Annotated in this window: 26 protein-coding genes and 1 pseudogene; 15 read left to right on the forward strand and 12 right to left on the reverse strand. The window is 72.8% G+C overall.

The features are described from left to right. Positions 1-106 precede the first annotated feature (106 nt). Both ACIQCJ_RS34640 and serB read left to right on the forward strand, forming a co-directional pair. The gene (locus tag ACIQCJ_RS34640) at positions 107-1,978 is read left to right on the forward strand and encodes a streptophobe family protein (RefSeq protein ID WP_402713796.1); all 1,872 of its coding nucleotides are present in this window, start codon (positions 107-109) and stop codon (positions 1,976-1,978) included. Positions 1,979-2,326: 348 nt separating this feature from the next. Next, a complete protein-coding gene (gene serB, locus ACIQCJ_RS34645; RefSeq protein ID WP_402713798.1) occupies positions 2,327-3,571 on the forward strand; it encodes a phosphoserine phosphatase SerB in 1,245 nt (414 codons plus the stop codon). Positions 3,572-3,688: 117 nt separating this feature from the next. Here the strand turns inward: serB and ACIQCJ_RS34650 are convergent, their stop codons facing one another. The 4 genes from ACIQCJ_RS34650 to ACIQCJ_RS34665 form a co-directional block, all read right to left on the reverse strand. After that, a complete protein-coding gene (locus ACIQCJ_RS34650) occupies positions 3,689-4,204 on the reverse strand; it encodes a histidine phosphatase family protein (protein WP_355333665.1) in 516 nt (171 codons plus the stop codon). Between the two features lie 137 nt (positions 4,205-4,341). Continuing rightward, positions 4,342-4,656: a hypothetical protein gene (locus ACIQCJ_RS34655; RefSeq protein ID WP_402713800.1), complete on the reverse strand. Its 315-nt coding sequence runs from the start codon at positions 4,654-4,656 to the stop codon at positions 4,342-4,344. A 191-nt stretch (positions 4,657-4,847) separates the two neighbouring features. After that, entirely contained in the window at positions 4,848-4,970 is a 123-nt protein-coding gene (locus ACIQCJ_RS34660) for an SGM_5486 family transporter-associated protein (RefSeq protein ID WP_262928365.1), read from the reverse strand. Between the two features lie 42 nt (positions 4,971-5,012). Next, on the reverse strand, positions 5,013-6,473 hold the full coding sequence (locus ACIQCJ_RS34665) for a CynX/NimT family MFS transporter (RefSeq protein WP_402713802.1): 1,461 nt from the start codon (positions 6,471-6,473) through the stop codon (positions 5,013-5,015). 22 nt (positions 6,474-6,495) lie between these two features. Between ACIQCJ_RS34665 and ACIQCJ_RS34670 the strand changes: the two genes are divergently transcribed. Then, positions 6,496-7,179, forward strand: a complete 684-nt coding sequence (locus tag ACIQCJ_RS34670; RefSeq protein ID WP_391044216.1) for an FCD domain-containing protein — start codon at positions 6,496-6,498, stop codon at positions 7,177-7,179. A 99-nt stretch (positions 7,180-7,278) separates the two neighbouring features. Here ACIQCJ_RS34670 and fabI read toward each other — a convergent pair whose 3' ends face one another. The 3 genes from fabI to ACIQCJ_RS34685 form a co-directional block, all read right to left on the reverse strand. Further along, a complete protein-coding gene (fabI, locus tag ACIQCJ_RS34675; protein ID WP_355333673.1) occupies positions 7,279-8,070 on the reverse strand; it encodes an enoyl-ACP reductase FabI in 792 nt (263 codons plus the stop codon). Positions 8,071-8,074: 4 nt separating this feature from the next. Next, positions 8,075-8,794: a 3-oxoacyl-[acyl-carrier-protein] reductase gene (gene fabG / locus ACIQCJ_RS34680; protein ID WP_188281889.1), complete on the reverse strand. Its 720-nt coding sequence runs from the start codon at positions 8,792-8,794 to the stop codon at positions 8,075-8,077. 121 nt (positions 8,795-8,915) lie between these two features. Continuing rightward, a complete protein-coding gene (locus ACIQCJ_RS34685; RefSeq protein ID WP_355333676.1) occupies positions 8,916-9,827 on the reverse strand; it encodes a lytic polysaccharide monooxygenase in 912 nt (303 codons plus the stop codon). A gap of 234 nt (positions 9,828-10,061) precedes the next feature. Between ACIQCJ_RS34685 and ACIQCJ_RS34690 the strand changes: the two genes are divergently transcribed. The 3 genes and pseudogenes from ACIQCJ_RS34690 (at position 10,062) to ACIQCJ_RS34700 (ending at position 13,268) form a co-directional block, all read left to right on the forward strand. Next, positions 10,062-11,591, forward strand: a complete 1,530-nt coding sequence (locus tag ACIQCJ_RS34690) for a TldD/PmbA family protein (protein ID WP_355333678.1) — start codon at positions 10,062-10,064, stop codon at positions 11,589-11,591. Further along, a complete protein-coding gene (locus ACIQCJ_RS34695; RefSeq protein ID WP_402713805.1) occupies positions 11,588-12,982 on the forward strand; it encodes a metallopeptidase TldD-related protein in 1,395 nt (464 codons plus the stop codon). The genes ACIQCJ_RS34690 and ACIQCJ_RS34695 overlap by 4 nt, the downstream gene beginning before the upstream one ends. A gap of 50 nt (positions 12,983-13,032) precedes the next feature. Then, a pseudogene (locus ACIQCJ_RS34700) lies at positions 13,033-13,268 on the forward strand (RNA 2'-phosphotransferase). Positions 13,269-13,288: 20 nt separating this feature from the next. On the opposite strand, the gene ACIQCJ_RS34705 reads toward ACIQCJ_RS34700, so the two are convergent. Further along, positions 13,289-13,573 (reverse strand): GlsB/YeaQ/YmgE family stress response membrane protein, encoded by a 285-nt coding sequence (locus tag ACIQCJ_RS34705; protein ID WP_355333683.1) that lies wholly within the window; start codon positions 13,571-13,573, stop codon positions 13,289-13,291. Between the two features lie 239 nt (positions 13,574-13,812). Between ACIQCJ_RS34705 and ACIQCJ_RS34710 the strand changes: the two genes are divergently transcribed. Together ACIQCJ_RS34710 and ACIQCJ_RS34715 are read left to right on the forward strand one after the other, a co-directional pair. Beyond that, positions 13,813-14,193: a DUF3099 domain-containing protein gene (locus tag ACIQCJ_RS34710; RefSeq protein ID WP_355333686.1), complete on the forward strand. Its 381-nt coding sequence runs from the start codon at positions 13,813-13,815 to the stop codon at positions 14,191-14,193. A gap of 146 nt (positions 14,194-14,339) precedes the next feature. Beyond that, the gene (locus ACIQCJ_RS34715) at positions 14,340-14,585 is read left to right on the forward strand and encodes a hypothetical protein (RefSeq protein ID WP_402713808.1); all 246 of its coding nucleotides are present in this window, start codon (positions 14,340-14,342) and stop codon (positions 14,583-14,585) included. Between the two features lie 85 nt (positions 14,586-14,670). Here ACIQCJ_RS34715 and moaA read toward each other — a convergent pair whose 3' ends face one another. Beyond that, positions 14,671-15,660 carry a GTP 3',8-cyclase MoaA gene (gene moaA, locus ACIQCJ_RS34720; protein ID WP_355333688.1) on the reverse strand — a complete coding sequence of 330 codons (990 nt, stop codon included), beginning with the start codon at positions 15,658-15,660 and terminating at the stop codon, positions 14,671-14,673. 422 nt (positions 15,661-16,082) lie between these two features. On the opposite strand from moaA, the gene ACIQCJ_RS34725 reads away from it, so the two are divergent. After that, entirely contained in the window at positions 16,083-16,319 is a 237-nt protein-coding gene (locus ACIQCJ_RS34725; protein WP_402713810.1) for a hypothetical protein, read from the forward strand. A 143-nt stretch (positions 16,320-16,462) separates the two neighbouring features. Then, entirely contained in the window at positions 16,463-18,022 is a 1,560-nt protein-coding gene (locus tag ACIQCJ_RS34730; protein WP_402713812.1) for a S8 family peptidase, read from the forward strand. 51 nt (positions 18,023-18,073) lie between these two features. Here the strand turns inward: ACIQCJ_RS34730 and ACIQCJ_RS34735 are convergent, their stop codons facing one another. Together ACIQCJ_RS34735 and ACIQCJ_RS34740 are read right to left on the reverse strand one after the other, a co-directional pair. Next, positions 18,074-19,129 (reverse strand): zinc-dependent alcohol dehydrogenase family protein, encoded by a 1,056-nt coding sequence (locus ACIQCJ_RS34735; RefSeq protein ID WP_402713814.1) that lies wholly within the window; start codon positions 19,127-19,129, stop codon positions 18,074-18,076. Between the two features lie 69 nt (positions 19,130-19,198). Then, positions 19,199-20,092: a sterol desaturase family protein gene (locus tag ACIQCJ_RS34740; RefSeq protein WP_402713815.1), complete on the reverse strand. Its 894-nt coding sequence runs from the start codon at positions 20,090-20,092 to the stop codon at positions 19,199-19,201. Between the two features lie 107 nt (positions 20,093-20,199). Between ACIQCJ_RS34740 and ACIQCJ_RS34745 the strand changes: the two genes are divergently transcribed. The 5 genes from ACIQCJ_RS34745 (at position 20,200) to ACIQCJ_RS34765 (ending at position 25,180) form a co-directional block, all read left to right on the forward strand. After that, positions 20,200-21,207 carry a DEDDh family exonuclease gene (locus tag ACIQCJ_RS34745; protein WP_391044202.1) on the forward strand — a complete coding sequence of 336 codons (1,008 nt, stop codon included), beginning with the start codon at positions 20,200-20,202 and terminating at the stop codon, positions 21,205-21,207. Between the two features lie 135 nt (positions 21,208-21,342). Further along, positions 21,343-21,588: a hypothetical protein gene (locus ACIQCJ_RS34750; protein WP_188281880.1), complete on the forward strand. Its 246-nt coding sequence runs from the start codon at positions 21,343-21,345 to the stop codon at positions 21,586-21,588. Positions 21,589-21,685: 97 nt separating this feature from the next. Next, a complete protein-coding gene (locus ACIQCJ_RS34755; protein WP_355333702.1) occupies positions 21,686-22,534 on the forward strand; it encodes an SURF1 family protein in 849 nt (282 codons plus the stop codon). A gap of 91 nt (positions 22,535-22,625) precedes the next feature. Beyond that, positions 22,626-24,416 (forward strand): glycoside hydrolase family 15 protein, encoded by a 1,791-nt coding sequence (locus ACIQCJ_RS34760; RefSeq protein WP_401714560.1) that lies wholly within the window; start codon positions 22,626-22,628, stop codon positions 24,414-24,416. A 2-nt stretch (positions 24,417-24,418) separates the two neighbouring features. Further along, entirely contained in the window at positions 24,419-25,180 is a 762-nt protein-coding gene (locus tag ACIQCJ_RS34765) for an SDR family oxidoreductase (RefSeq protein ID WP_391044197.1), read from the forward strand. A gap of 66 nt (positions 25,181-25,246) precedes the next feature. On the opposite strand, the gene amaP is transcribed toward ACIQCJ_RS34765, so the two are convergent. Then, entirely contained in the window at positions 25,247-25,843 is a 597-nt protein-coding gene (gene amaP / locus ACIQCJ_RS34770; protein WP_391159633.1) for an alkaline shock response membrane anchor protein AmaP, read from the reverse strand. Positions 25,844-25,850 lie beyond the last annotated feature (7 nt).

Below are 25,850 nucleotides of genomic sequence, written 5' to 3' on the forward strand. Positions count from 1 at the left end.
AAGCCCGATGTACGTGTTCCGCAACGGACGTTGACGCGGCACCCGTCCGCGCCCGAGAGTGGGGCGCATTGGGTGCATGGGGGGACGAACGGCCTCGGGGGTCGGGATGAGTGCACGGACCACGCCCTGGACGAGCGTCATGCTCGCCGCTGTGGCGTCGGTGAGTTGGGCGTTCCTGGCGATGGCGGGCACCGCCGCTCTCGCCTTACATCTATTGGGCGCGGACACCGCCGGATCACTGGGGCCGATGACGGCAGCCGTGGTCGCGATGGCGGTGGGCGGCAAGGTGCGGCCGGGCGGTGACGTCGGCGCGTTCGGACTGAGCGGATCGCAGACCCAGGGCGCGATCGGTATCGCGCCGCTGGGTGTGGCACTGGTCGGCGCGCTGCTGCTGTCGTGGGTGTTCCTGCGCTCGCTGCGCAGGGCCGGTCCGACGGTCGGTGTCGGCGAACTGGCGGCGCGGGTCGTGACGACCGCCGTGCTGTTCCTGGCGGTCCTCGGCGGTCTCGCCTGGGCGGGGCAGGACACGGTGGCCATCGACGGCGCCGCGCTCGGCCCGTCCAAGGGCACCACGGACGACCTGCTGAGCAAGCTGCCCGGCGTGGGCAAGATCAGCGGCGGCCTCACCGACGGGTTGCAGGGGCTGATCCAGACCAAGGCGTCGATCACCTTCGAGGTCGCCACCGGGCGGACCCTGGCGGGCGGCCTGGTGTGGGTGCTCGGCGTGCTGCTGATCGCGCTGCTCGCCTCGCGCAGGACACCGCTGCCGGCCGGATGGGAGGGCGTGCACCGCGCGGTGCGGCCCGCCGTGTCCGCGCTGACCGTCGTCATGGTGGTCGCGGTGCTCGCGGGTGACGCGGCGGCCTGTTACGCGGCGCTGACCGGCGACGAACCGGGCCGGATCATGGGCGCGGCGCTGATCGGCGCGCCCAACGGCGTATGGCTCGCGGTACCGCTCGGCCTGTTCGTGCCGTGGAAGGGACAGGCGTCGGGGCCGCTGACGTCGTTCCTGCCCGATCCCGTCGACAAGCTGCTGGCGGGCGGTTCCGGCAAGACGATCACACCGGGCGCGCTGGCCGAACTCGACAGCCGGGTCTGGCTGCTGCCGGTCGCCATCGCGGTGATGATGCTGCTCGCGGGCGCGCTCACCGCCACCCGCACTCCGCTCGACGGTGCCGCCAAGGGCGGTTTCGTCGCACGGTGCGCGGTGCGGCTCGGCCTGGTCACGGCCGTGGCGCTGCCGCTGCTGTCGCATCTGAGCAAGGTGAAGGTCAACGCGAATCTGTCGGTCTTCGGCTTCGACGCCGTCGGCGCCGGGGTCGACCTGCACGGCAGCCTCCCGCTGGGACTGCTGCTCGGCGCCGTCTGGGGCGCGGGCATGGGCGCGGTGGGCGCGCTGCTCGCGCTGGCCACCGGGGCGGCGGGACAGCAGGTCGCGGCGCTGGCCCGGCCGGGCGGGGGCGCGCTTCCCGATACGGGGGACGGCGCCTACGACAGCGGCGGTCCGGCGCCGGGCGCCGAGGAGGGCGTGCACGTGTCCGGCTCCGCCGGGGGCGACGACGCGGGCCGTACGTATCCGGAGCTGGCCTATCGGGCGGGACCGTATCTGCCGAGCCCGGTCTACCGTCCGGAGGACGGTGAGGAGCCCAACCCGTACGCCGGGGGCGGCGGCGAGGCCAATCCCTACGCGGGCGGCGGTGCCGAGACCAATCCGTACGCGGGGGGTGGCGGCGAGCCCAATCCTTACGCCGTGCCGCGGCCCGGTGACGAGCCGAATCCGTACAAGGCCCCGGAGGCTGGCGGGGTGGACGCCGCGCCGACCATCGCGGGGCCGCCGCCGCCCGGTTTCCGTCGGCCGCGAGGCGGCTCCGGCGGGGCCGGGGCTTCGGGCCGGGCCGGGGCTTCGGGTCGGCCGGAGGAGAAGTGGCCGGAGCCGCCGCCTCCCCCGCCGCCTGCCGCGCCGCGCGGGCCCCGCTGAGCCGGCGTCCGCCGGGGGTGCGGGGATCTGCGGGGCCCCGCACGCCTCGGGCTCACGGCCCGAACGCGAACATCGTCTGCCCCATGAGGGCGGTGTTCACAGCTCGCCACCGCGAGCGCTGGTCGCGCAGTTCCCCGCGCCCCTGAAAAGCCTGGTCCCGCGCAGCCGCACCGCGCCGCCCCCCCCGCTCCTGAAGGCGAGCCTCGCGCCCCCCTGAAAAACCCGGTCCCGCGCAGCCGCACCGCGCCGCACCCCTGCTCCTGAAGGCGAGCCCCGCGGTCTTAGGGCGGTCCGCCAACCGAGACGGCCGATCATCGGGCCGGGCGGGGCGGCTACGGTGGGAGCACCATGAACGACGTCTCGCAGACCGCGCCTGTCGCCGCCGTTCCGCCGGCGGACGCGCCCACCATTCTGGTCAAGATCTTCGGCAAGGACCGTCCCGGCATCACCGCGGGGCTCTTCGACACGCTCGCCGCCTTCCGGGTGGACGTGGTGGACATCGAGCAGGTCGTCACGCGGGGCCGGATAGTGCTGTGCGCCCTGGTGACGGCGCCCTCCCCCGGCCTCGAAGGCGAACTGCGCTCCACCGTGCACAGTTGGGCCGAGTCCATCGGCATGGAGGCGGAGATCATCTCCGGCACCGGCGACAACAGGCCGCGCGGCGAGGGCCGTTCGCATGTCACCGTGCTCGGCCGCCCGCTGACCGCCGAGTCGACCGCGGCCACCGCCGCCCTGATCACCAACGCGGGCGGCAACATCGACCGCATCTTCCGGCTGGCCAAGTACCCGGTGACAGCGGTGGAGTTCGCCGTCTCCGGCGCCGAGCCCGGTGTGCTGCGCTCGGTGCTCTCGGTCGAGGCGGCGGCGCTCGGCATCGACGTGGCCGTGGTCCCCGCCGGTCTCCAGCGCAGGGCGCAGCGGCTGGTCGTGATGGACGTGGACTCCACCGTCATCCAGGACGAGGTGATCGAGCTCTTCGCCGCCCACGCGGGCTGCGAGGCCGAGGTCGCCGCGGTGACGGCCGCCGCGATGCGCGGCGAGCTGGACTTCGAACAGTCGCTGCACGCCCGGGTGGCGCTGCTGGCCGGTCTCGACGTGTCCGTGGTCGACAAGGTCCGCTCCGAGGTGCGGCTCACGCCCGGCGCGCGCACCCTGATCCGTACGCTCAAGCGGCTCGGCTACCAGGTCGGCGTGGTCTCCGGCGGCTTCACCCAGGTCACCGACGACCTGAAGGTGCGGCTCGGCCTGGACTTCGCGGCGGCCAACACCCTCGAAGTGGTGGACGGCCGCTTCACCGGCAAGGTCGTCGGCCCGATCGTGGACCGGGCGGGCAAGGCGCGCCTGCTGCGCAGCTTCGCCGAGCAGGCCGGGGTGCCGCTCAGCCAGACCGTCGCGATCGGCGACGGCGCGAACGACCTGGACATGCTGAACGCGGCCGGGCTCGGCGTCGCCTTCAACGCCAAGCCCGTCGTACGCCAGGCGGCCGACACCGCCGTGACCGTACCTTTCCTCGACACCGTGCTGTATCTGCTGGGCATCACCCGCGAGGAGATCGAGGCCGCCGACGCGCTGGACGGCGTGCCGACGCTCTGACCGCGACAATTCCCGCGCCGGGCCGGGCGCCGATACGTATCCGTACGCACGCGCACCGGTTCGCGCCGTCCCGTAGCGGCTACGGCGCCCGTACCGGCCGCGCGGGCGTCGTACCGGTCAGTCGTGCGGCGCCCAGAAGGCGGTCAGGCGGCCGACGCCGTGTTCGACGGACTTCCAGGAGCCCGAGAAGGTGACGACGGCGAAGGCGGCGGTGGGGAAGCCGCGGGTCATCCGGGCCGCGGTGTCGCCTTCGGCGGTGCCCGCGAGCGCGTCGGCGAGGGCGTGCATGCCGGGGTTGTGGCCGATCAGCAGCAGCGAGCCGACCTCGTCCGAGGTCTCGGTGAGCAGCGCGAGCAGATCGCCGAGCGAGGCTTCGTAGAGCCGCTCCTCGTAGACGGTCTTGGGGCGGTGCGGCATTTCGTGGGCGGCGAGCTTCCAGGTCTCGCGGGTGCGGACCGAGGTGGAGCACAGCGCCACGTCGGGGGTGATGCCGTCGTCGGCGAAACGGAGGCCCGCCGCAGCGGCGTCCAGCCGGCCGCGGTCGGCCAGTGGCCGCTCGTGGTCGGCGACCGACGGCCAGTCGGCCTTGGCGTGGCGGAGAAGGACGATCGTGCGGGTCGAATCGACGGTCATGTCCTTCAGCTTTCCAGAAAACCCGCTGTCAGGCGCGGGATGGCGCATCTCCACCGCCGCGGGGGCCGCCGGGGGCGCAGGTCAGAGGCCGTACGGGGGGCGGCGGGGCGGGGACGGCGGGAGGTCAGGGGTGAGGCTCACAGCAAGCGCTGGACGAGGTCCGGCAGCGAGGAGGCGATGTGGCCGAGCAGGTCGCCGGAGGAGGCCGCGGTCGAGGCGTCCGCGGTGCCTCCGCTGAGGAGGGCGAGCAGCGCGGCGAAGGCGAGCGCGGGCAGGGCGACGGCCCACCACGGCAGGCTCGTCTGCACGTTCCCGGACGACGCGTTCCCGGACGACGCGTTTCCGCGTCCGGGCTTCCCGGCCCCGGCGGACCCCGCGGCCGTGGCGGACTCGACGGTGGGCCGGGACTGCCGGGACTGCCGGGAGTAGAGGTGCGGGGACTGCGTGGTCACGGTGACCGCCTCCGTGGAAAACCGTCGAAGTGCCGTTGTCTGCTTGCACTTCGACGCTACGGGCGGGCGCCGTGCGGTCCCATCCGGCCGTCCACCCACTTGACCCTGACCCTGGCCCCCTAGGGAAGGTGGGGTTGTCCCCACCTCCGGACTCGGGGTCGTGGCCCGAACGGGCCGGTGGGCGGGGGCGGTCAGCCCATCCGGGCGGCGAAGGTGGCGACGATGGCGACCAGCGCGGGCACGCCGAGCATGAGGCCGAAGACGATCAGCAGGCGCCGCTGGCTCTGCGGGGGATTCGGTTCGAGTACGGGCATGCGTTCAGTCTCGCACCGGGCCGCGGTGCCGCCGCACCGGGGTCACAGTTCGTCCTCGATGTGTCGCCGCCGCCCGGCGAGCACCCCGCAGACGATCTGCGGCACCATCAGCGCGATCATGAAGGCGATCGGCAGCCCCCAGCCGCCGCTGGCCTGGTTGAGGGTGCCGACGAGGATCGGTCCGGGGATCGAGATCAGATAGCCGGTGCTCTGCGCGAAGGCGGACAGCCGGACGACTCCCGCGCCGGTCCGCGACCGCATCCCGATCATCGTCAGCGCCAGCGGGAAGGCGCAGTTGGCGATGCCGAGCAGCAGCGCCCACACCCACGGCGTGGCGGCCGGGGCGGCCCACAGGCCCGCGTAGCCGACCAGTCCGAAGGCGCCGAGCAGGACGACCAGCGGGCCCTGCGCCCGCATCCGGGCGGCGAGCGGCGGCAGCACGAAGGACAGCGGCACGCCCATCACCATGGTGACCGCGAGCAGCAGCCCCGCCTTGCCCGCGGACAGTCCGGCGTCCCGGAAGATCTGCGGCATCCAGCCCATGGTGATGTACGCGGCGGTGGCCTGGAGTCCGAAGAAGCAGGCGAGCGCCCAGGCGGTACGGCTGCCGGTGATACGGCCGTGGCCGCCGTCCGCGGCGCGCGCCGCGTCACTCTTCCGGGCCGCGTCGGTGTTGACGGCCGCGGCGTCCTTCCGGGCGCCGGTGGCGGGCGGCGCGCCCGTACGGTCGCGGACCAGCGCGAGCCAGGGCACCACGGCGACGGCGGCCAGCGCGGCCCACACGCCGAGGCCGAGCCGCCAGCCGTGGCCCATGGCGTGGGTCATGGGGACGGTGACGGCGGCGGCGAGGGCGGTGCCGAGGGAGAGGGCCATGGAGTACAGGCCGGTCATCGCGCCGACCCGGTCGGGGAAGTAGCGCTTGACGATCACCGGCATCAGCACGTTGGAGACGGCGATGCCGCCGAGGGCGAGGGCGCTGAGGGCCAGGAAGACCGCGGTGTTCCCGGCCAGCGGGCGCAGCGCGAGCCCGGCGGTGATGGCGGCCATGCCGACGCAGATCACGGCGCCGGGGCCGTGGCGGCGGGCCAGCCTCGGGGCGGCGAAGCCGAAGAGCGCGAAGCACGCGGAGGGCACGGAGGTGAGCAGGCCCGCCATGGTGCCGCTCATGCCGAGGCCGTCGCGGACCTCCTTGAGCAGGGCGCCGAGGCTGGTGATGCCGGGGCGGAGGTTGAGCGCGGCCAGGACGAGACCGGCGACGACGAGGCGGCGCAGCCAGGGGTTCCCGGCGAGACCGGCGGCGGGCGCGGCGGCGGATGCGGCGGCGGATGCGGTGCCGGTACGGTCCCGGGCCGGGGCGGCGGTCGGGCCGGTGGCCGGGACCAGGCCGGAGCCCGTGTCCGGTACGGGTTCCGCGGCCGTCACGGGGGCCGTCGTTCGTGCCGTCGGCGGGGCCGTCTGCGGCGTCCGGGCGGGGTCGAGGGCGAGGGATTCGTCGTCACGCATTTCCCCATCATAGAATGATGGGATGAATCTCGGTCCAGTGCCCAGGCACACCACGCTCGCCGACCGTACGATCGGCAGCCTCCGCGCCCAGATCACCTCGGGCGCCTGGCCCGTCGGCTCCCGTATCCCCACAGAACCGGAGCTGGTGGAGCAACTGGGGGTGGCGCGCAACACCGTCCGCGAGGCGGTGCGGGCGCTCGCCCACAACGGTCTGCTCGACATCCGGCAGGGCTCCGGCACCTATGTGGTGGCCACCAGCGAACTGGCCGGGGTGATGCGGGCGCGCTTCGCCGACTCCGACCCGCTGCACGTGGCCGAGCTGCGCGGCTCGCTGGAGGGGACGGCCGCGGGTCTGGCGGCGCAGCGCCGTACCGACGCCGACCTGGCGCAGCTCGACGCGGCGCTCGACCGGCGCGAACGGGCCTGGGAGTCGGGCGACGCGGAGTCCTTCGTCGAGGCCGACGCGACCATGCACCTGGCGGTGGTGGCCGCCTCGCACAACGACGTGCTCACCGCGCTCTACGCCGACCTCGGCGAGGTGCTGCGGGACTTCCTGCGGGCCGACGTCGGCACCGACCTGCGGCCCGAGGACCATCTCGACCACGCGCGGCTGGTCGACGCGATCCGCGCGGCCGACCCGGAGCGCGCCGCGGCCGAGGCCCGTGACCACGCCTTCCACTGCCGCTTCGGCACGACGCTGGCCTGACCCGCCTGGCCTTCGTGAGCTGCCTGACCTGGCGGGGCCGTACACGGCGGAGCCCCCGCACCGGTCGGTACGGGGGCCCTGCCACAGTCCTCGGGGAGGTCAGCCGCCGACGGCGTGCAGGCCGCCGTCCACGTGGATGATCTCGCCGGTCGTCTTCGGGAACCAGTCGGAGAGCAGCGCCACGACACCGCGCCCGGCGGGCTCGGGGTCGGCGGTGTTCCACTCCAGCGGGGAGAGGTGGTTCCAGGTGTCCGACAGCTCGCCGAAGCTCGGGATGGACTTGGCGGCCATCGAGCCGATCGGACCGGCCGAGACCAGATTGCAGCGCACATTGCGCGGGCCGAGGTCACGGGCGAGGTAGCGGGAGGTGGCCTCGAGTGCCGCCTTGGCCGGGCCCATCCAGTCGTAACCGGTCCAGGTGTACTGCGCGTCGAAGGTGAGGCCGACGACCGAGCCGCCGCCCGCGCCGGTGGCGCTGTCGTACGCGGGCATGAGCGGCATGCACGCCATGGTGAGCGACTTCAGCGAGAACGCGGAGACGTGCATGGCCGTCGCGACGGACTCGAACGAGGTGTTGAGGAAGTTGCCGCCCATGGCGTCCTGGGGGGCGAACCCGATGGAGTGCACGACACCGTCGAGGCCGCCCAGCTCCTCGCGGACCACCTTCTCAAGACGCTCCAGGTGCTCGGTGTTGGTGACGTCCAGCTCGATGACCTTGACCGGCTTGGGCAGCTTCTTGGCGACGCGCTCGGTGAGGGTGGGCCGGGGGAAGGCGGTCAGGATGATCTCGGCACCCTGCTCCTGGGCCAGCTTGGCGGCGTGGAAGGCGATGGAGGACTCCATCAGCACACCCGTGATGAGGATGCGCTTACCGTCGAGGATTCCGCTCATGTTCTCAGTGACCCATGCCCAATCCGCCGTCAACGGGGATGACGGCTCCAGTGATGTACGAGGCGTCGTCCGAGGTGAGGAACCGCACCGTCGCGGCGATCTCCTCGGGCTTCGCGTAGCGGCCGAGGGGCACCTGCGCCACGATGCCCTCGCGCTGCTCGTCGGTGAGCGCCTGGGTCATGTCGGTGTCGACGAAACCGGGCGCCACGACGTTGAAGGTGATGTTGCGCGAGCCCAGTTCACGGGCGAGCGAGCGGGCGAAGCCGACCAGCCCCGCCTTGGAGGCCGCGTAGTTGGCCTGCCCCGCGGAGCCCAGCAGCCCGACCACGGAGGAGATCAGGACGACGCGGCCCTTCTTGGCCCGCAGCATGCCGCGGTTCGCGCGCTTCACGACCCGGAAGGTTCCGGTGAGGTTGGTGTCGAGGACGGACGTGAAGTCTTCCTCCGACATCCGCATGAGGAGCTGGTCCTTGGTGATGCCGGCGTTGGCGACCAGCACCTCCACGTTCCCGTGCTTCTCCTCGATCTCCTTGTAAGCCTGTTCCACCTGCTCGGGGTCGGTGATGTCGCAGCGGACGGCCAGGCAGCCGAGCGCCACCAGTTCGGCGGGCGGCTCACCCGAGCGGTAGGTGATGGCGACCTTGTCGCCCGCGTCGGCGAAGGCACGCGCGATGGCGAGGCCGATGCCCCGGTTGCCTCCGGTGACGAGAACCGAGCGGCTCAACGGATCACTCCCTCAGTCGTGAGTTTCTCCGTGAAAAGCTATCGGTCCTCGCACCGATCCGGGGAATCGGCCCCGACAGGCTGCTCCCGTGGTCCCTGTGGGTTTCCTACAGAACCATGGGTCAGCCGTTCGCGCGGGCGGCGGCCCTGCGGCGGCTCCAGAGCAGCAGTCCCACGGCGCCCGACGCCAGAACGGCGCTGCCGGACAGGGCGGTCTCCAGGGTGCCGGTGGCCGCGCGGTTGTCGGTCACGTCGCTGGTCGCGAGCTTCGCCGTGGTGGATGTCACGGCGACGTCGCCGCCGTGACCGTGGTGGCTGACGGTGGACTTGGACGCGCCGGCCGCGATCTGCCGGTCGGTCGGCGCCTGGGGCGCGGCGACCGCCGCCGCTTGTACCCCCTGGCCGAAGACGACATCGGAGCAGCCGTAGAAGGCCTCGGGGCTGTCACTGCGCTGCCACACCTGGTAGATGAGCTGCCTGCCGGTGCGGCTGGGCAGGGTGGCGTTGAAGGTGTAGTAGCCGTTCGTCGCGGAGGCGACGGTGTTGTAGACGGCGATCGGGGTGGCGTCCAGGTCGGACCACTTGAGCGGCTTGGTCGGGTCGTATCCGGCCTTGGTGATGTAGAGCGTCATCGTGCCCTTGTGCGGCGCGGTGACACGGAAGTTGACGGTGGTGGTGCCCGCCGAGACCGCGGTGGCGGGCCAGTCGGTGCGGGCCCAGTCCAGCGCCCGGTACTTGTCGCGGTTGGCCGAGCAGAGGTGGCCGTCGGGGATGATCGTGCGGCTCTGGCCGTTGGCGTTGGCGATGTTCACCTCGTTCCAGTCGTACAGCGGCTGGGTGCCGCTGTCGGCGACCAGGTCCTTGCAGACCTGCGACTGGGGGTGTTCGGGGCCTTCGGCGAAGCAGCCGGAGATCCGGCTGACCGGTGCGCTGAGCGCGCCGTGGGCGCTGGCGGTCACCGGCGTGAGCGCGGCGATCGTCAAGGCGGCGGCGCCGACCGCGCCGACCGCGGCGGCATTACGGCGTACTGACATGTGGGGGGCTCCTCGTCGTGCGGAGTGTGGTGCAGCGGACAGGAGTGAGGGCGGCGTCATGAGCATAGAGATTGGTCTGGACCAACCTCAAGGTCTCGGCACGGATTGGCATCTGACGATTCGCCGGCCGCCCGCCCCGGCACACGCCGCGTCCTGCGGAAAAGCACGCGCTGGCGGTCGGCGGGACATGATTCACTGCGGATACCTGTCGAACGGTCGAAGGGGAAGTTCGTCGTGCCTCATGAGGTCGATCAGTCATTCCTGGCGCTGCCCCTGCGGGCACTCGCCGACGCCGCACTGGCCCGCGCCCGCGCGCTGGGCGCGGACCACGCCGATTTCCGGCTGGAGCGGGTGCGCGGCGCGACCTGGCGGCTGCGCGACGCGCGCCCGTCGGGCACCTCCGACACCACCGATCTGGGGTACGCGGTACGGGTGGTGCACGGCGGCGCCTGGGGCTTCGCCTCCGGGGTCGACCTGACGATGGACGCGGCGGCCAAGGTCGCCTCGCAGGCGGTCGCGATGGCCAAGCTGTCCGCGAAGGTGATCGCGGCGGCGGGGTCGCGGGAGCGGGTGGAGCTGGCCGACGAGCCGGTGCACGCGGACCGGGTGTGGGTGTCGGCGTACGACATCAACCCGTTCGACGTGCCGGACGCGGAGAAGACGGCGCTGCTCGCGGAGTGGAGCGCCCGGCTGCTGGCGGCCGACGGGGTCGACCACGCGGACGCCTCGCTGATGACCGTGCAGGAGAACAAGTTCTACGCGGACACCGCGGGCACCACGACCACGCAGCAGCGCGTCCGCCTCCATTCGCAGCTCACCGCGGTCGCCGTCGACGGCGACAGCGGCGACTTCGACTCGATGCGCACGCTCGCGCCGCCGGTCGGCCGCGGCTGGGAGTATCTGACCGGCGCGGACCACGGCTGGGACTGGGACGCGGAGCTGGCCCGTATCCCGGAGCTGCTGGCCGAGAAGATGCGCGCGCCCTCGGTCGAGGCGGGCGCGTACGACCTGGTGGTCGACCCGTCCAACCTGTGGCTGACGATCCACGAATCGATCGGCCACGCCACGGAGTTGGACCGCGCGCTGGGGTACGAGGCGGCGTACGCGGGCACCTCCTTCGCCACCTTCGACCAGCTCGGCACGCTCAAGTACGGCTCGCCGCTGATGAATGTGACCGGTGACCGTACGGCGGAGCACGGCCTGGCCACCGTCGGCTTCGACGACGAGGGCGTGGCGGGACAGTCCTGGGACCTGATCAAGGACGGCACGCTCGTCGGCTACCAGCTCGACCGGCGGATCGCGAAGCTCACCGGCTTCGAGCGGTCCAACGGCTGCGCGTACGCCGACTCCCCCGGCCATGTCCCGGTGCAGCGGATGGCGAACGTCTCGCTGCGGCCCGCGCCCGACGGTCCTTCGACCGAGGAGCTGATCGGCGGCGTCGAACGCGGCATCTACGTGGTCGGCGACCGCTCGTGGTCCATCGACATGCAGCGCTACAACTTCCAGTTCACCGGGCAGCGGTTCTTCCGGATCGAGAACGGGCGGCTCGCGGGCCAGCTCAAGGACGTCGCCTACCAGGCCACCACCACCGACTTCTGGGGCTCGATGGACGCCGTCGGCGGCCCGCAGACGTATGTGCTCGGCGGTGCCTTCAACTGCGGCAAGGCCCAGCCGGGCCAGGTCGCGGCCGTCAGCCACGGCTGCCCGGCCGCCCTCTTCCGGGGCGTCAGCATTCTCAACACCACCCAGGAGGCCGGACGATGAGCAGCGTGACGACCAAGCCGCACGAGATCGTCGAACGGGCGCTTGAGCTGTCGAACGCGGACGGCTGCGTGGTGATCGCCCAAGAGGAGTCCAGCGCGAATCTGCGCTGGGCGGCCAACTCCCTGACCACCAACGGCGTCACGCGCGGCCGTACCCTCACCGTGATCGCCACCGTGGACGGCGCCGAGGGCACCGCGTCCGGTGTGGTGTCCCGCTCGGCCGTGACCGCCGACGAGCTGGAGCCGCTGGTACGGGCGGCCGAGGCGGCGGCCCGCGAGGCCGGTCCCGCCGAGGACGCGCAGCCGCTGGTGACGGGCGTGCCGCACTCGGCGGCCTTCACCGACGGGCCCGCCGAGACCAACTCCGATGTCTTCGCGTCCTTCGCGCCCGCGCTCGGCGAGGCGTTCGCGACGGCGCGGGCGGGCGGCCGTGAGCTGTACGGCTTCGCCTTCCACTCGGTGACGTCGACGTATCTGGGCACCTCGGCCGGGCTGCGGCTGCGGCACGACCAGCCGACCGGCACCCTTGAGGTGAACGCGAAGTCCCCCGACCGCAGGCGCTCGGCGTGGGCGGGCGCGGCCACCCGCGACTTCACCGACTTGGACCCGCTGGCGATGGACGCCGACCTGGCCCGCCGGCTGGTCTGGGCCGAGCGCCGGATCGACCTGCCCGCGGGCCGGTACGAGACGCTGCTGCCGCCGTCGGCCGTCGCGGACCTGATGATCTACCAGTTCTGGTCGGCCGCCGCCCGGGACGCCGCCGAGGGCCGTACGGTCTTCAGCAAGCCCGGCGGCGGGACCCGGGTCGGCGAGAAGCTGTCGCCGCTGCCGCTGACCCTGCGCAGCGACCCGGCGGAGCCCGGCCTGGAGGCGGCGCCGTTCGTGATCGCGCACTCCTCGGGCGACGACACCTCGGTGTTCGACAACGGGCTGCCGGTGGAGCCGGTGAACTGGATCCACGAGGGCTCGCTCGCCCGGCTCACCACCACCCGGCACAGCGCCGGGCTGACCGGCCTGCCGGTCGCGCCCGCCGCCGACAACCTGGTGCTGGACGGCGGCGGCGAGCGGTCGCTGGACGAGATGGTCGCGGCCACCGAGCGCGGTCTGCTGCTGACCTGCCTGTGGTACATCCGCGAGGTCGATCCGGCCACGCTGCTGCTGACCGGCCTCACCCGCGACGGCGTCTACCTGGTGGAGAACGGCGAGGTGACCGGCGAGGTCAACAACTTCCGTTTCAACGAGTCCCCGGTGGACCTGCTCGGCCGCGCCGCCGAGGCGGGCCGCACCGAGCGGACGCTGCCGCGCGAGTGGAGCGACTACTTCACCAGGGCCGCCGCCCCGGCCCTGCGGATTCCGGACTTCAACATGAGTTCGGTCAGCCAGGGGGTCTGACGCCCGTGCCCGACGAGAAGAAGACGGTCAGGATCTCCAGGTTCCTGTCGATGGTGCTGCGGCACCGGCCCGACAGCGTCGGCCTCACTCTCGACGAGGCCGGATGGGTGGACGGGACGCGGAGACGGCCGTGCGCGTGGGATCACGGCACGGCCGTCCTGTGGTGCTCGCGGTGGACGCCAGGGGGCTGGCCGCCGAGGGCCATGTCTTCCGGATCAGCGCCAACGGCATGTGGCTGACCGACCGGGTGCCGCCGCGGTGGCTGCGGCGGCACCCCACGGGCTGAGCGTCACCGCGGTGCGGGCGTCACCGCGGTGCGGCGGTCTTGCGCGTGCCCTTGAACATCGACCACAGGGCGTCGCCGATCGCCACGACGACGACGGCGCCGATGAGTTGCAGCACGTGCCGGGTCCAGTCGATGCCCTTGGTGTCGTTGACGCCGATCCAGGTCGACACGGCGTTGCCGAGAATGCTGCCGCCCATACCGCAGATCACGGTGAGCCACAGCGGCAGGGACTGCTTGCCGGGGAGGATCGCCTTGGCGATCAGACCCAGCACCAGACCGACGATGATCGCCCACAACCAACCCATGTCACTCGCCTCCTCGCGTCCGGACGGCGTACGCCCGGAACTCGTCCGGCCAGTCTGTGCCCGCTCCGGCTACGCCGCATGTCGAGTGGGCCGTCCGCCGTACGGCCCGACAGCGGCGCCGCACGGATGGTGCCCCCGCTATCGAAGGCGGGCGGTACGCGGCGTACCGTGGTGAGGCCGGGCCGGGCGCCGACCCGTGCTCAGGAGAGTCCGGCGGAGCGAGCGGGTGGTGGAGCGCGATGCGGAAGCAGGGCGGGCCTGAGGTCTTCCAGATCACGGGAGCGCGTACCGGTCTGACCGAGGACGTGGCCGGACGGCAGCGCAGGTACATCATCTCGATGTCGATCCGTACTCTCTCGGTGATCCTCACCGTGGTGCTCTGGGACGTGGAGCGGGTACTGGCCTGGGGGATGCTCGTGGTCGGGCTGCTGCTGCCGTACGTGGCGGTGGTGTTCGCGAACGCGGGCCGGGAGAACGTGCCCTCACTGCCGTCGTCGTTCGTCCTTCCGCAGGCCAGGCCGATGCTCGAAATGGGCGATCCGTCCGATCCTGAGGGCTACGGCGAGCCGGTGCCGGTACCCGTGCCGCCGAACCTCAAGAAAAGCTCAGATCAATCGTGAAGTTCCACTCCACGGACGGTTGAGCGCGTGACATACTTCGTACGCGCTCCGCATCCCCCGTCGGAGCGACGGACCGACGCCGGGCGGCTCCCCCCGTGGCTGCCCGGCGTCGCCATGTCCAGCGGCGGTTCTGTTTACTGGGCGTCGTGAGCGATGCCGGGAACACTGTGAACGAGAACGAGAAGCCGATCTGCTCGGCCAAGGACTGCCGTACCCCCGCCGCGTGGGTGCTGGCCTGGAACAACCCCAAGATCCACACGCCTGAGCGGCGCAAGACGTGGCTGGCGTGCGACGAGCACCGCGAGCACCTGTCGCAGTTCCTGGGGATGCGCGGGTTCCTGAAGGACGTCGTGCCGCTGGCGGAGTGGGAGCGGGGAGAGCGGGAGCGGTAGCGGCGGGACGGGGCTCCGGGGGCGGCGGTTCTCCGAGGAGCCTCAGGGTGCGGCGGTTCTCCGAGCGGCCTCAGGGAGCGGTGGTTCAGCCGCCGATGGCCGACATGGGGCGGTCGGGCTGGAGGAAGGCCGGGTCGTCGAGGCCCGAGCCCGCCTTCTTGCCCCACATCGCCGCCCGCCACAGCTCCGCCATCCGCTCGTCGTCGGCGCCGGAGCGCAGCGGGCCGCGCAGGTCGGACTCCTCGCGGGCGAACAGGCAGTTGCGGACCTGGCCGTCGGCGGTGAGCCGGGTGCGGTCGCAGGCGCGGCAGAACGGCCGGGTGACCGAGCCGATGACGCCGACCGTGGCCGGGCCGCCGTCGACCAGCCAGCGCTCGGCGGGCGCGGAGCCGCGGACCGTCTCGCCCTCGGGGGTCAGGGTGAAGCGGGTCCGCAGGCGGTCGAGTATCTCGTCGGCGGTGACCATGTCGGTGCGCTGCCAGCCGTGCTGCGCGTCCAGCGGCATCTGCTCGATGAACCGCAGCTCGTAACCCCGCTCGACGGCCCAGGCCAGCAGGTCGGGCGCCTCGTCGTCGTTGACACCGCGCATCAGCACCGTGTTGATCTTCACCGGGGTCAGGCCCGCGTCGGCCGCCGCCGCCATGCCCGCGACGACGTCGTGGTGCCGGTCGCGGCGGGTGAGGGTGTGGAAGACCTCGGGGCGCAGGGTGTCGAGGGAGACATTGACCCGGTCGAGACCCGCGGCGCGCAGCGCGTCGGCGGTGCGGCGCAGGCCGATGCCGTTGGTGGTCAGCGACAGCCGGGGGCGCGGCTCCAGGGCGGCGCAGCGCTCGACGATGCCGACCAGGCCGGGCCGCAGCAGCGGCTCGCCGCCGGTGAAGCGGACGTCGGTGACGCCCAGCTCGTGGACCGCGATCCCGACCATCCGGACGATCTCGTCGTCCGTGAGCAGGTCGGGCTTGGCCAGCCACTGGAGGCCCTCTTCCGGCATGCAGTAGGTGCAGCGCAGATTGCAGCGGTCGGTGAGGGAGACGCGCAGGTCGGTCGCCACTCGGCCGTAGGTGTCGATCAGCACGGGCTCCGCCTCCCTCCTGGACGCTTGTGCGCGCCGTCGCTCCTGCGGCGGGCGCTCGGCGCGCCGCCGTTCCTCCACCCTATGACGTCGCACGGACAACCCGGCGGGGCCGATGGGCGGGTGGGGGCCTGTCGGTGCAGCGTACGCGACGGGCGCCAAATTACAACAGTTTGTTGAAACGGCTGCTCGGCGTCCGGTCCCGTCGGCTCGGCGTCCGGTCCCGTCGGCTCACCGTCCGGCCCGGCGTCCGCCCGCCCGGCCGGGGCGCCCGTGTCCTGCGACCAGGTCACCGGGCGCCGCACACCGACACCGCGGCGCGGCCGGTTCGTTGGACAGCCCGGCGGCGCCCACCACGCCGTCACCGTCCCCCGCCGCTCCGCGGGCCGGGGACCGCCGCCCAGGACCGCCGAGGACTCGCCGCGATGACCCCACCCACGCCCCCGCCCCCTCCTCCCCCGTCGCACCGGCCGCAGCTCCCGGCCCGCAGGCCATACGGGAGCGTACGGCTGCCCGCCGACCTGCCCGCCGACCTGTTCACGGGACCTGCCGCCGCCCGGCCGGGAACCGGCGCCGCCGCGCCCACCGGCTGGTACGCGCGGCGGGTCCGACTGCCGCCGCTGAGCATCGCCGCGCTGCGATCCGGCCGCCGGTATGGCTGAACCGCCGTCGGCGACGGGGAAATTCCGACCGATCCATGGAATTGCGCTTCTTTGACCGGCCGTTGGGCACTAGTTTCCTTCGTCATGCACACGTCGGACGGCAGACCCTGCCGTCCCACGGCTGATGGACGATTGGAGATCCCATGGTTCCGCTTCCCGGCCTCCCCCGGCGCCGCCGCGCGCTCGCGGCCGGTCTCGGTCTGGTGACGGCAGCCGCCCTCGCCGTACTCCCCGGAGCCGCCCCGGCCTCCGCTTCCTCCGCTTCCTCCGCTTCCTCCGCCTCCGGCGCCTCCTCCGCCGCGCACGGCTCTCAACCGCCGCGCACGGACGGCCCGTTGCTGTCGTACGTCGTCAACATCGACGGCGGGCGCGGCACGCAGCGGTCGGTGGAGCGCGCGATAGAGCGGGCGGGCGGCCAGGTGGTGATCGCGTACGACCGGATAGGCGTCATCGTCGTGCACTCGGCCAACCCGGACTTCGGCGCGACGCTGCGGCGCGTCCACGGCGTACGGAGCGCGGGCGCGACCAGGACCGCCGCCATCGAGCCGTCCGCGACGACGCAGGCGGGCGGGGTACGGACGCTGACCGCGGCCGAGGTGGCCGCCGCCTCGACGCACCAGGCGCCCGGCCAGGAGCCGCTTGAGGCGGACCAGTGGGACCTGCGGGCGATCCGGGCCGACAAGGCGGCCGGGGTCAATCCGGGCAGTTCCAAGGTGACCGTCGGCATCATCGACACCGGCGTGGACGACACCCACCCCGACCTGGCGGCGAACTTCTCCGCCAAGCAGTCCGCGAGCTGTGTGGGCGGCGTCGCCGACACCTCACCGGGCGCCTGGCACCCCTGGGACCCGGCGGCCGACTACCACGGCACCCACGTGGCCGGTGAGATCGCCGCCGCGCGCAACGGGATCGGCGTGGCCGGGGTCGCGCCCGGCGTGAAGATCGCGGCGATCAAGGTCAGCGAGCCGGGCACCGCGCTGTTCTACCCGGAGAGCGTGGTCTGCGCCTTCGTCTTCGCCGCCGACCACGGCATCGCGGTCACCAACAACAGCTACTACATCGACCCGTGGCTCTACAACTGCCCGAGCGACCCCGACCAGCGGGCCATCGTGGACGCCGTGCGACGCGCCGCCGCGTACTCCGAGCGCAAGGGCGTACTGAACGTCGCCGCCGCGGGCAACAGCGACGACGACCTCAACTCCCACGCCCTGACCGACACATCGAGCCCGGACGACTCCACCGCGGTCACCCGCACCGTCGACCCGCACGTGTGCCTCGACCTCCCGACCCAACTGCCCGGCGTCGTCACGGTCTCCGCGACCGGCGCCCAGAACCTCAAGTCGTACTACTCCAGTTACGGCCTGACCGTGATCGACGTGGCCGCGCCCGGCGGCGACGGCAGGCAGATCCCCGACACCCCGTCCGGCAACGGCCGCATCCTGTCGACGCTGCCCGGCGGCACGTACGGCTACCTCCAGGGCACTTCGATGGCCAGCCCGCACGTGGCGGCGGTCGCGGCGCTGATCAAGAGCCGTCACCCGCACGCCTCGCCCGCGCAGCTCCAGGCGCTGCTCAAGATCGAGGCGAACAACCCCGGCTGCCCGACCGGGCCCGCGCAGGACGCCACCTGCACCGGGCCGAAGGCGTACAACAGCTTCTACGGTCACGGCATCGTGGACGCGCTGAACGCCGTCACCCGGTAACGCCCGCCAAGACGGCCCGCACGCACGGCCGTTACCGGCCGCGTACCGCCCTCAGGGCTTCACCAGCACCTTGAGGGCGGTGCGCTCGTCCATCGCGCGGTAGCCCTTCGGCACGTCCTCGAGACCGACCGTCAGGTCGAAGACCGGGGACGGGTCGACGGTGCCGTTCAGCACGTCGGGGAGCAGTTCCGGGATGTACGTGCGGACGGGCGCGACGCCGCCGCGCAGGGTGATGTTGCGGTCGAACATCTCGCCGAGGTCGAGACCGGTGCCGCTGCCGTGCGGGACGCCGACGTAGCCGATCGCGCCGCCGTCGCGGGTGATGCCGACGGCGGTGCGCATCGACTGCTCGGTGCCGACCGCCTCGATCACCGCGTGCGCGCCCTGGCCGCCGGTCAGTTGACGTACCGCCGCCACGGCCTCGTCGCCGCGCTCGGCGACCACGTCGGTGGCGCCGAAGTCCCGCGCGATGTCGGTGCGCGACGTGTGCCGTCCGAGCGCGATGATCCGCTCGGCGCCCAGCCGCTTCGCGGCCAGGACCCCGCACAGGCCGACCGCGCCGTCCCCGACCACCGCCACCGTCGCGCCGGGCCGCACGCCCGCGCCGACCGCCGCGTGGTGGCCGGTGCCCAGCACGTCGGACAGCGACAGCAGGGCGGTCAGCAGCCGCTCGTCGCTGAGCGCCGCCGCGGGCAGCTTCACCAGCGTGGCGTCGGCGTACGGCACCCGGACGGCCTCGCCCTGGCCGCCGTCGGACTGCCCCTCCTCGCCGATCGAGCCCCAGAAGCCGCCGTGCGCGCACGACGTGGTCAGGCCCTCGACGCAGTACGCGCACACGCCGTCCGACCACACGAAGGGCGCCACCACCAGGTCGCCGGGGCGCAGCCCCGCCACCTCGGCGCCGGTCTCCTCGACCACCCCGAGGAATTCGTGGCCGATCCGCTGGCCGGGCTTGCGCGCCGACTCGCCGCGGTACGCCCACAGGTCGCTTCCGCAGATGCAGGCGCGCACCACGCGGACCACCGCGTCGCCGGGCCGCCGGATCCTCGCGTCCGGCACCTCCTCCACCCTGAGGTCGTGGGGTGCCTGGATCACGGTGGCGCGCATGGCGGTGTCCTCGCTGGTCAGCTCGTTGTCGGTGGGGCGTCTCCACGGTACGCCAGGGGCCCGCGGTCCTCACATCCCGGACGGGCTGGACGCGAGGTCGGGCGCGGCGGGCGTCAGGGCCGGCCCGGCCGCGTCCGCGGGGCGCCAGCCGGGGCCGCGGAAGAGGTAGCCGGCGCGGGCGCGCCAGGTGGGGGCGGCGCGGAGGTCGCGGGCGAGGGCGGCGTACTCGTGGGTGGCGACCCGCAGCGGGTTGTAGGTGGCGATGTTCTTGGTGAGGCCGTAGACGGGGGCGTCGGTCTCGGGGGTGAAGGAGCGGAAGAGGCGGTCCCAGACGATGAGGATGCCGCCGAAGTTGCGGTCGAGGTAGCCGCCCTGCGAGGCGTGATGGACGCGGTGGTGCGAGGGGGTGTTGAGGGTGAACTCCAGCGGGGCGGGCAGCTTGCCGACGCGTTCGGTGTGGATCCAGAACTGGTAGACGAGACTGACGGCGGTGCAGAACGCGAGGGCGGCCGGGTGCACGCCGAGGGCGATCAGCGGGAGGTAGAACGGCCAGGAGGTGAGGCTGGTCCAGGGCTGCCGCAGCGCCGTGGAGAGGTTGAACTTCCGGCTGGAGTGGTGCACGACGTGGCAGGCCCACAGGACGCGGATCATGTGGTGGCCGCGGTGCGACCAGTAGTAGAAGAAGTCCTGCGCGAGCAGTATCAGGGGCAGCGTCCACCACTCGACGGGCACCCGCAGCGGGGTCACCGCGTAGAGCCCGGAGTAGACCGCCACGATCGGGATCTTCCACAGCGCGTCGGTGACCAGACTGCCGAGACCCATCGACAGGCTCGCGGCGGTGTCCTTGGTGCCGTATCCGGCGGAGACCTCGTCGGGGTGAAAGCGGTAGCTCACCATCTCGACGACGGTGAGCAGTACGAAGGCGGGTATCGACCACAGCACGACATCGGGGAGTTGGGGCATGAGCGCACCATAAAGGCGCGTACAGGGCACCCGCCAGACCTTGTTACCGACAAGTAAGGAAAGCGGGTGGCGGTAGCTGTCAGTGGCGAGCCGTATTCTCTGTGACCATGCTCGACAACCTGGCCGCCCAGACACCGCCGCCGTCCCCGTGGCCTCCCGCCTATCCGGACGGTTACGCCGTGGTCGACGTCGAGACCACGGGGCTCGGCCGGGACGACCGGATAGTGTCCGCGGCGGTGTACCGGCTGGACGCCCGCGGCGAGGTGCAGGACCACTGGTATTCGCCCGTCAACCCGCTGCGCGACCCCGGCCCGGTGTGGATCCACGGACTCACCAGCGCGATGCTCGCCGACGCCCCGCTCTTCCCCGAGATCGCCGACCAGCTCGCCGAACGCCTCGCGGGGCGCGTCCTGGTGGCGCACAACGCGGTCTTCGACTGGTCGATGCTCGCCCGCGAGTACGCGCGCGCCCGGTCCGTCGCACCCGTCGAGCAGCGGCTGTGCACCATCGTCCTGGCCAAGGAGCTGCGGCTGCCCCTGGCCAACCACAAGCTGGAGTCGCTGGCCGCGCACTACGGGGTCGAGCAGCGCCGCGCCCACCACGCCCTCGACGACGCGCGCGTCCTGGCCGAGGCGTTCCGCCCGAGCCTGCACCTGGCCGCCGCGGCCGGTCTCCCCCTGCCGCTGCACACCTGCCGCCCGCTGACCGAGTGGGTCGACGGCTCCGACACGGTCCCCTCGCCGCGCCCCGGCGCCTCCTACGGGCCCGGCTCGTACCGCGCCACCGGCTGGCGCCCGGCCCGCAAACGGCCCGCGTGCCCGTATCCCAACCCCGGCCGCCTCGCTCCCGACGGGCCCCTGGTCCAGGGAATGCGGGTCGCCTTCTCCGGTGACACCGGCATCGACCGCGAGCTGCTGGAGGACCGCGCCACCGACGCCGGGCTCCACGTCGCCTCCAGCGTCAGCCGCCTCACCAGCCTGCTGGTCACGAACGACCCGGACTCCCCCACCTCGAAGGCCGTCAAGGCCCGCCAGTTCGCCACCCCGGTCATCGACGAGGCCCGCTTCACCGAACTCCTGAAGGCCGTCACCCCCGCGGCGGGCGTGCACGGCTAGGGCGTCGGACCGGGCGGACCGGGCGAGCGCGGCTAGCGGGCCGGGCGGGCCGTGCGGGGCTCCATCCAGGTGACTCTCGCGCGACGCAGGGCCTCCCGCGTTGCCCCGGCGCGCTCAGGGCAGCAGCCTGGGCACATGGCCCGATGCGAGGTTTGCGGAAACGACTACGTCATGAGCTTCGAGGTGCACGCCCAAGGCGCGGTGCACGTCTTCGACAGCTTCGAGTGCGCCATCCACCGTATGGCGCCGATCTGCGAGCACTGCCGGGTGCGGATCGTCGGCCACGGCGTGGAGGTGGACGGCCACTGGTACTGCGGCGGGCACTGCGCGAAGGCGGAGGGCGCGGCCGGGATCGTGGACAAGGTCGGCTCGATCGCCTGAGCCCGGCCGGCCGCTCCGCACCCCGTCCGACCACGGCCGCCCCCGCCTGAGGCCCCCCTCCGGAAGCCCCGCCCCGGCCGAGTTGTACCGTCGTGGGGTGTACCGCTTCCTCTGGTCCCGCCAATGGGTGATCCTCACCCTCCTCGGTCTGGTCATGATGCCCACCATGGTCAGACTGGGCTTCTGGCAGCTCCATCGGCACGAGCACCGGGTGGCGAACAACAAGATCATCGCGGCGAGCCTGAAGGCCGCCCCGGTCGAGGTCGAGTCGGTGACACATCCGGGTGCCGTGCTGCCGAAGACCGATCTGTACAAGTCGGTGACGGCGACCGGGCACTTCGACACGGCGCACGAGGTGGTGGCCCGGCACCGGACGGCGGGCAACGACGGCTCGGACGACACGTCGGGCGGCGGCCAGGAGGTCGGCTACCACGTGATCACCCCGCTGGTGCTGGCCGACGGCCGCGCGGTGCTAGTGAACCGGGGCTGGATCTCGCCGGGCAACGACCCGACCGCGTTCCCGAAGATCACGCCGCCGCCGTCCGGCGAAGTGACGGTCACCGGGCGGCTGCGCCCCGACGAGACGACGTCGTCGACGGGCATCCGCAACCGCTCGGGCCTGCCGGACCGGCAGATCATGCTGATCAGCAGCACCGTGGACGCGAAGTACATGCCGCAGACGCTGCTTTCGGGCTACATGGAGCTGGTGTCCATCACGCCGAAGCCGGGTCCGCACCAGCCCGCGCTCATCCCCGAGCCCGACCACAGCAGCATCGGCCCGCACATGGCGTACGCGATCCAGTGGTGGCTGTTCACGGGCATGGTGCCGGTCGGCTGGGTGGTGCTGCTGCGCCGCGAGCGCGCCGAACGGCTCGCGGCCCGCGAGAAGCAGGACAATCCGGAGAGCCCGCAGGAACCCGAGGGCAGCGTTCCGGTAGCGGTCTGACGCTCCGCCCCCGCACGCTACGGAGACGAGGGCCCGGCGCACACCGTGTCCGGGCGAGGCGAGGACCACCGGAAGGCGGCGAGGCGGCACCGTGCCAGGACGTATCGAGGATTACGCGCTCATCGGCGATCTCCAGACCGCCGCGCTGGTGGGCAGGGACGGTTCCATCGACTGGCTGTGCCTGCCCCGCTTCGACTCGGCCGCCTGCTTCGCCGCGCTGCTCGGCGACGAGGGCAACGGCCGCTGGCTGCTGGCGCCGACGGGCGCGCGGACCTGTTCGCACCGCTCGTACCGGGGCGACACGCTGGTGCTCGACACCTTCTGGGAGACCCCGACCGGGACCGTCAAGGTCACCGACTTCATGCCGCAGCGCGACCGGGCGCCCGATGTGATCAGGATCGTCGAGGGCGTGTCGGGCCAGGTCGACATGCGGGCCGAGCTGACGCTGCGGTTCGACTACGGCGCGGTCGTGCCGTGGATGCGGCGCGCCGACGGGCACCGGGTGGCCGTCGCGGGCCCCGACTCGGTCTGGCTGCGCAGCGACCCGCCGGTCCGGGCGTACGGCAAGGACATGCGCACGTACTCCGACTTCACCGTCGCCGAGGGCGACCGGGTCGCGTTCATACTGACCTGGCACCCCTCGCACGAGAAGCGCCCGCGCCGGTTCGACCCGTACGAGGCGCTGGACCACAGCCTGGCCGACTGGGACGAGTGGTCGGCCCGCTGCCGTTACCAGGGGCCGTGGCGGTCGGCCGTGGTGCGGTCGCTGATCACGCTCAAGGCGCTGACGTACGCGCCCACCGGTGGCATCGCCGCCGCCGCGACCACGTCGCTGCCCGAGGAGATCGGCGGGGTCCGCAACTGGGACTACCGCTACTGCTGGCTGCGTGACGCGGCGCTGACCCTCAACGCCCTGGTGGAGGGCGGCTATCTCCAGGAGGCGGGCGCCTGGCGCGACTGGCTGCTGCGCGCGGTGGCGGGCAACCCGGCCGACCTCCAGATCATGTACGGCATCGGCGGCGAGCGGCGGCTGACGGAGTACGAGGTGCCGTGGCTGCGCGGCTACGAGGGCTCGGCGCCGGTCCGGATCGGCAACGCCGCCGCGGGACAGCTCCAACTCGACGTGTACGGCGAGGTGTTGGACTCGCTGTTCCTGGCACGGGCGGCCGGGATGCGCGACGAGCCGCACGCCTGGAATCTGCAACGCGCCCTGATGGACTTCCTGGAGTCCGCGTGGCACCAGCCGGACGAGGGCATCTGGGAAGTCCGCGGCCCGCGCCGCCACTTCGTGCACTCCAAGGTGATGGCCTGGGTCGCCGCCGACCGCGCGGTGCGGACCGTGGAGGCGCTGCCGCGGCTCAAGGGCGATGTGGGGCTGTGGCGTTCGATGCGCGCCCAGGTGCACGCGGAGGTCTGCGAGAAGGGCTACGACGCGCGGCGCAACACCTTCACGCAGTCCTACGGCTCCGAGGAGCTGGACGCGGCGACGCTGCTCATCCCGCAGGTGGGATTCCTGCCGCCCACCGACCGCCGCGTGATCGGCACGGTGGAGGCGGTCCGCCGCGAACTGGACCTCGGCGGCTTCGTCCGCCGCTACACCCCGGACGCGGTCGGCGTGGACGGGCTGCCCGGCTCCGAAGGGGCCTTCCTGGCCTGCTCGTTCTGGCTCGCGGACGCGCTGTACGCGATCGGCCGCCAGGACGAGGCGACCGAGCTGTTCGAGCGGCTGCTGACGTTGCGCAACGACGTCGGGCTGCTCGCCGAGGAGTGGGACCCGGTCGCCGGGCGGCTGCTGGGCAACTTCCCGCAGGCGTTCAGCCACGTCGGACTCGTCAACACCGCGCTCGCCCTGTCGGGCGTGCCTGCCATAAGGGACTGCTGACCATGGATCTCGGACTCGACGGACGGGTGTACGTCCTCACCGGCGCCAGCCGCGGCCTGGGCTTCGCCACGGCCCGCGAACTGGTCGCCGACGGCGCGAAGGTGGTGGTCTCCGGGCGCACCGCCGAGGCGGTGGCCGCCGCGGCCGGGCAACTGGGCGGCCAGGACACGGCGTTGGGCGTCGCGGCCGACAACTCCGCCCCGGACACGGCGCAGCGGCTGCTGACGGCGGCCCGCGAGCGCTTCGGCCGGGTCGACGGGGTGCTGATCAGCGTCGGCGGACCGCCGGCCGGCGCCGCCGCCGACAGCACCGACGAGCAGTGGCTGCGGTCCTTCGAGACGGTGTTCCTGGGCGCGGTGCGGCTGGCCCGCGCCGCCGCGGCCGAGCTGTCGGACGGCGGTGTCATCGGCTTCGTGCTCTCCGGTTCGGTCCGCGAGCCGATCCCCGGCCTCGCCATGTCGAACGGTCTGCGGCCCGGCCTCGCGGGCTTCGCCAAGACCCTCGCCGCCGAGCTGGGGCCGCGCGGCATCCGGGTGGTCGGCCTGCTGCCGTCGCGGATCGACACCGACCGGGTACGGGAGCTGGACGCGCTCGGCGGCGACGAGGCGGCGGCCAGGGCCAGGGCGAGCGCGACGATCCCGCTGCGGCGCTACGGCACGCCCGAGGAGTTCGGCCGGGCCGCGGCCTTCCTGCTCTCGCCCGCCGCGTCGTATCTGACCGGTGTGCTGCTGCCGGTGGACGGCGGCGCCCAGCGCGCCCTGTGACGGGACGCGAAGAGCCCCCACCGACGGCTCGGTGGGGGCTCCGCGAGAGCGGGGCGGGCGGGCGGGTCAGCTGACCCGCGCCGCGCGGTGCCTGACCGCGCGCAGCCGCGCCTCGGCGGGCAGCTTGTCCAGACCGGCCGACGTACGGGCGCGGTGGAGCACCGCGCTGTCGAGACCGGCGACCACCTCGTCCGGGGTGGCGTCGGCCGCCAGGCCCAGCACTATCCGGGCGACCGGTGCGCCGCGCTTGCCGCGCAGCGCCGCTCTGGCCCACTCCACGCCGTCGTACGCCTCGGTCTCCGAGGTCAGCACGTTCTCCACGGCCCGGCCGCGCAGCAGCGCGCCCTGTCCGTCGCCGCTGTCGACCCGGAGCTGGCGCAGCCGCCGGGTGCGGGCCTGGGCGAGCAGCCACCACAGGGCGGCGAGCACGAGCACGCCGAGCACGGCGATGACCACCGGCCACCACCAGCCGTCCGAGCGGTAGCGGGTCCTGTCGTGCGCGGTGAGCAGCACGTCCTTGGGGCCGGTGAAGGGCCACCAGTGCGGCATCGTGAAATTCCACCGGCGTTGCAGGTCGAGCCCGCCGAGCAGCACGGACAGGCCCACGACCAGCAGGACGAGTCCGGTCAGCGCGAGCAGGACCCGGTTCAGTACGGTACGCATCCGCCCG

It is taken from the genome of Streptomyces sp. NPDC093221 (assembly GCF_044753885.1).
Classification (GTDB): domain Bacteria; phylum Actinomycetota; class Actinomycetes; order Streptomycetales; family Streptomycetaceae; genus Actinacidiphila.

What these genes read in the sequence shown, in the direction of transcription:
- ACIQCJ_RS34640 (WP_402713796.1), top strand. Translation starts at nt 107, where the DNA reads ATGAGTGCACGGACCACGCCCTGGACGAGCGTCATGCTCGCCGCTGTG.
- serB (WP_402713798.1), top strand. Translation starts at nt 2,327, where the DNA reads ATGAACGACGTCTCGCAGACCGCGCCTGTCGCCGCCGTTCCGCCGGCG.
- ACIQCJ_RS34650 (WP_355333665.1), bottom strand. Translation starts at nt 4,204, where the DNA reads ATGACCGTCGATTCGACCCGCACGATCGTCCTTCTCCGCCACGCCAAG.
- ACIQCJ_RS34660 (WP_262928365.1), bottom strand. Translation starts at nt 4,970, where the DNA reads ATGCCCGTACTCGAACCGAATCCCCCGCAGAGCCAGCGGCGCCTGCTG.
- ACIQCJ_RS34665 (WP_402713802.1), bottom strand. Translation starts at nt 6,473, where the DNA reads ATGCGTGACGACGAATCCCTCGCCCTCGACCCCGCCCGGACGCCGCAG.
- ACIQCJ_RS34670 (WP_391044216.1), top strand. Translation starts at nt 6,496, where the DNA reads ATGAATCTCGGTCCAGTGCCCAGGCACACCACGCTCGCCGACCGTACG.
- fabI (WP_355333673.1), bottom strand. Translation starts at nt 8,070, where the DNA reads ATGAGCGGAATCCTCGACGGTAAGCGCATCCTCATCACGGGTGTGCTG.
- ACIQCJ_RS34685 (WP_355333676.1), bottom strand. Translation starts at nt 9,827, where the DNA reads ATGTCAGTACGCCGTAATGCCGCCGCGGTCGGCGCGGTCGGCGCCGCC.
- ACIQCJ_RS34695 (WP_402713805.1), top strand. Translation starts at nt 11,588, where the DNA reads ATGAGCAGCGTGACGACCAAGCCGCACGAGATCGTCGAACGGGCGCTT.
- ACIQCJ_RS34705 (WP_355333683.1), bottom strand. Translation starts at nt 13,573, where the DNA reads ATGGGTTGGTTGTGGGCGATCATCGTCGGTCTGGTGCTGGGTCTGATC.
- ACIQCJ_RS34710 (WP_355333686.1), top strand. Translation starts at nt 13,813, where the DNA reads ATGCGGAAGCAGGGCGGGCCTGAGGTCTTCCAGATCACGGGAGCGCGT.
- ACIQCJ_RS34725 (WP_402713810.1), top strand. Translation starts at nt 16,083, where the DNA reads ATGACCCCACCCACGCCCCCGCCCCCTCCTCCCCCGTCGCACCGGCCG.
- ACIQCJ_RS34730 (WP_402713812.1), top strand. Translation starts at nt 16,463, where the DNA reads ATGGTTCCGCTTCCCGGCCTCCCCCGGCGCCGCCGCGCGCTCGCGGCC.
- ACIQCJ_RS34735 (WP_402713814.1), bottom strand. Translation starts at nt 19,129, where the DNA reads ATGCGCGCCACCGTGATCCAGGCACCCCACGACCTCAGGGTGGAGGAG.
- ACIQCJ_RS34740 (WP_402713815.1), bottom strand. Translation starts at nt 20,092, where the DNA reads ATGCCCCAACTCCCCGATGTCGTGCTGTGGTCGATACCCGCCTTCGTA.
- ACIQCJ_RS34745 (WP_391044202.1), top strand. Translation starts at nt 20,200, where the DNA reads ATGCTCGACAACCTGGCCGCCCAGACACCGCCGCCGTCCCCGTGGCCT.
- ACIQCJ_RS34750 (WP_188281880.1), top strand. Translation starts at nt 21,343, where the DNA reads ATGGCCCGATGCGAGGTTTGCGGAAACGACTACGTCATGAGCTTCGAG.
- ACIQCJ_RS34765 (WP_391044197.1), top strand. Translation starts at nt 24,419, where the DNA reads ATGGATCTCGGACTCGACGGACGGGTGTACGTCCTCACCGGCGCCAGC.
- amaP (WP_391159633.1), bottom strand. Translation starts at nt 25,843, where the DNA reads ATGCGTACCGTACTGAACCGGGTCCTGCTCGCGCTGACCGGACTCGTC.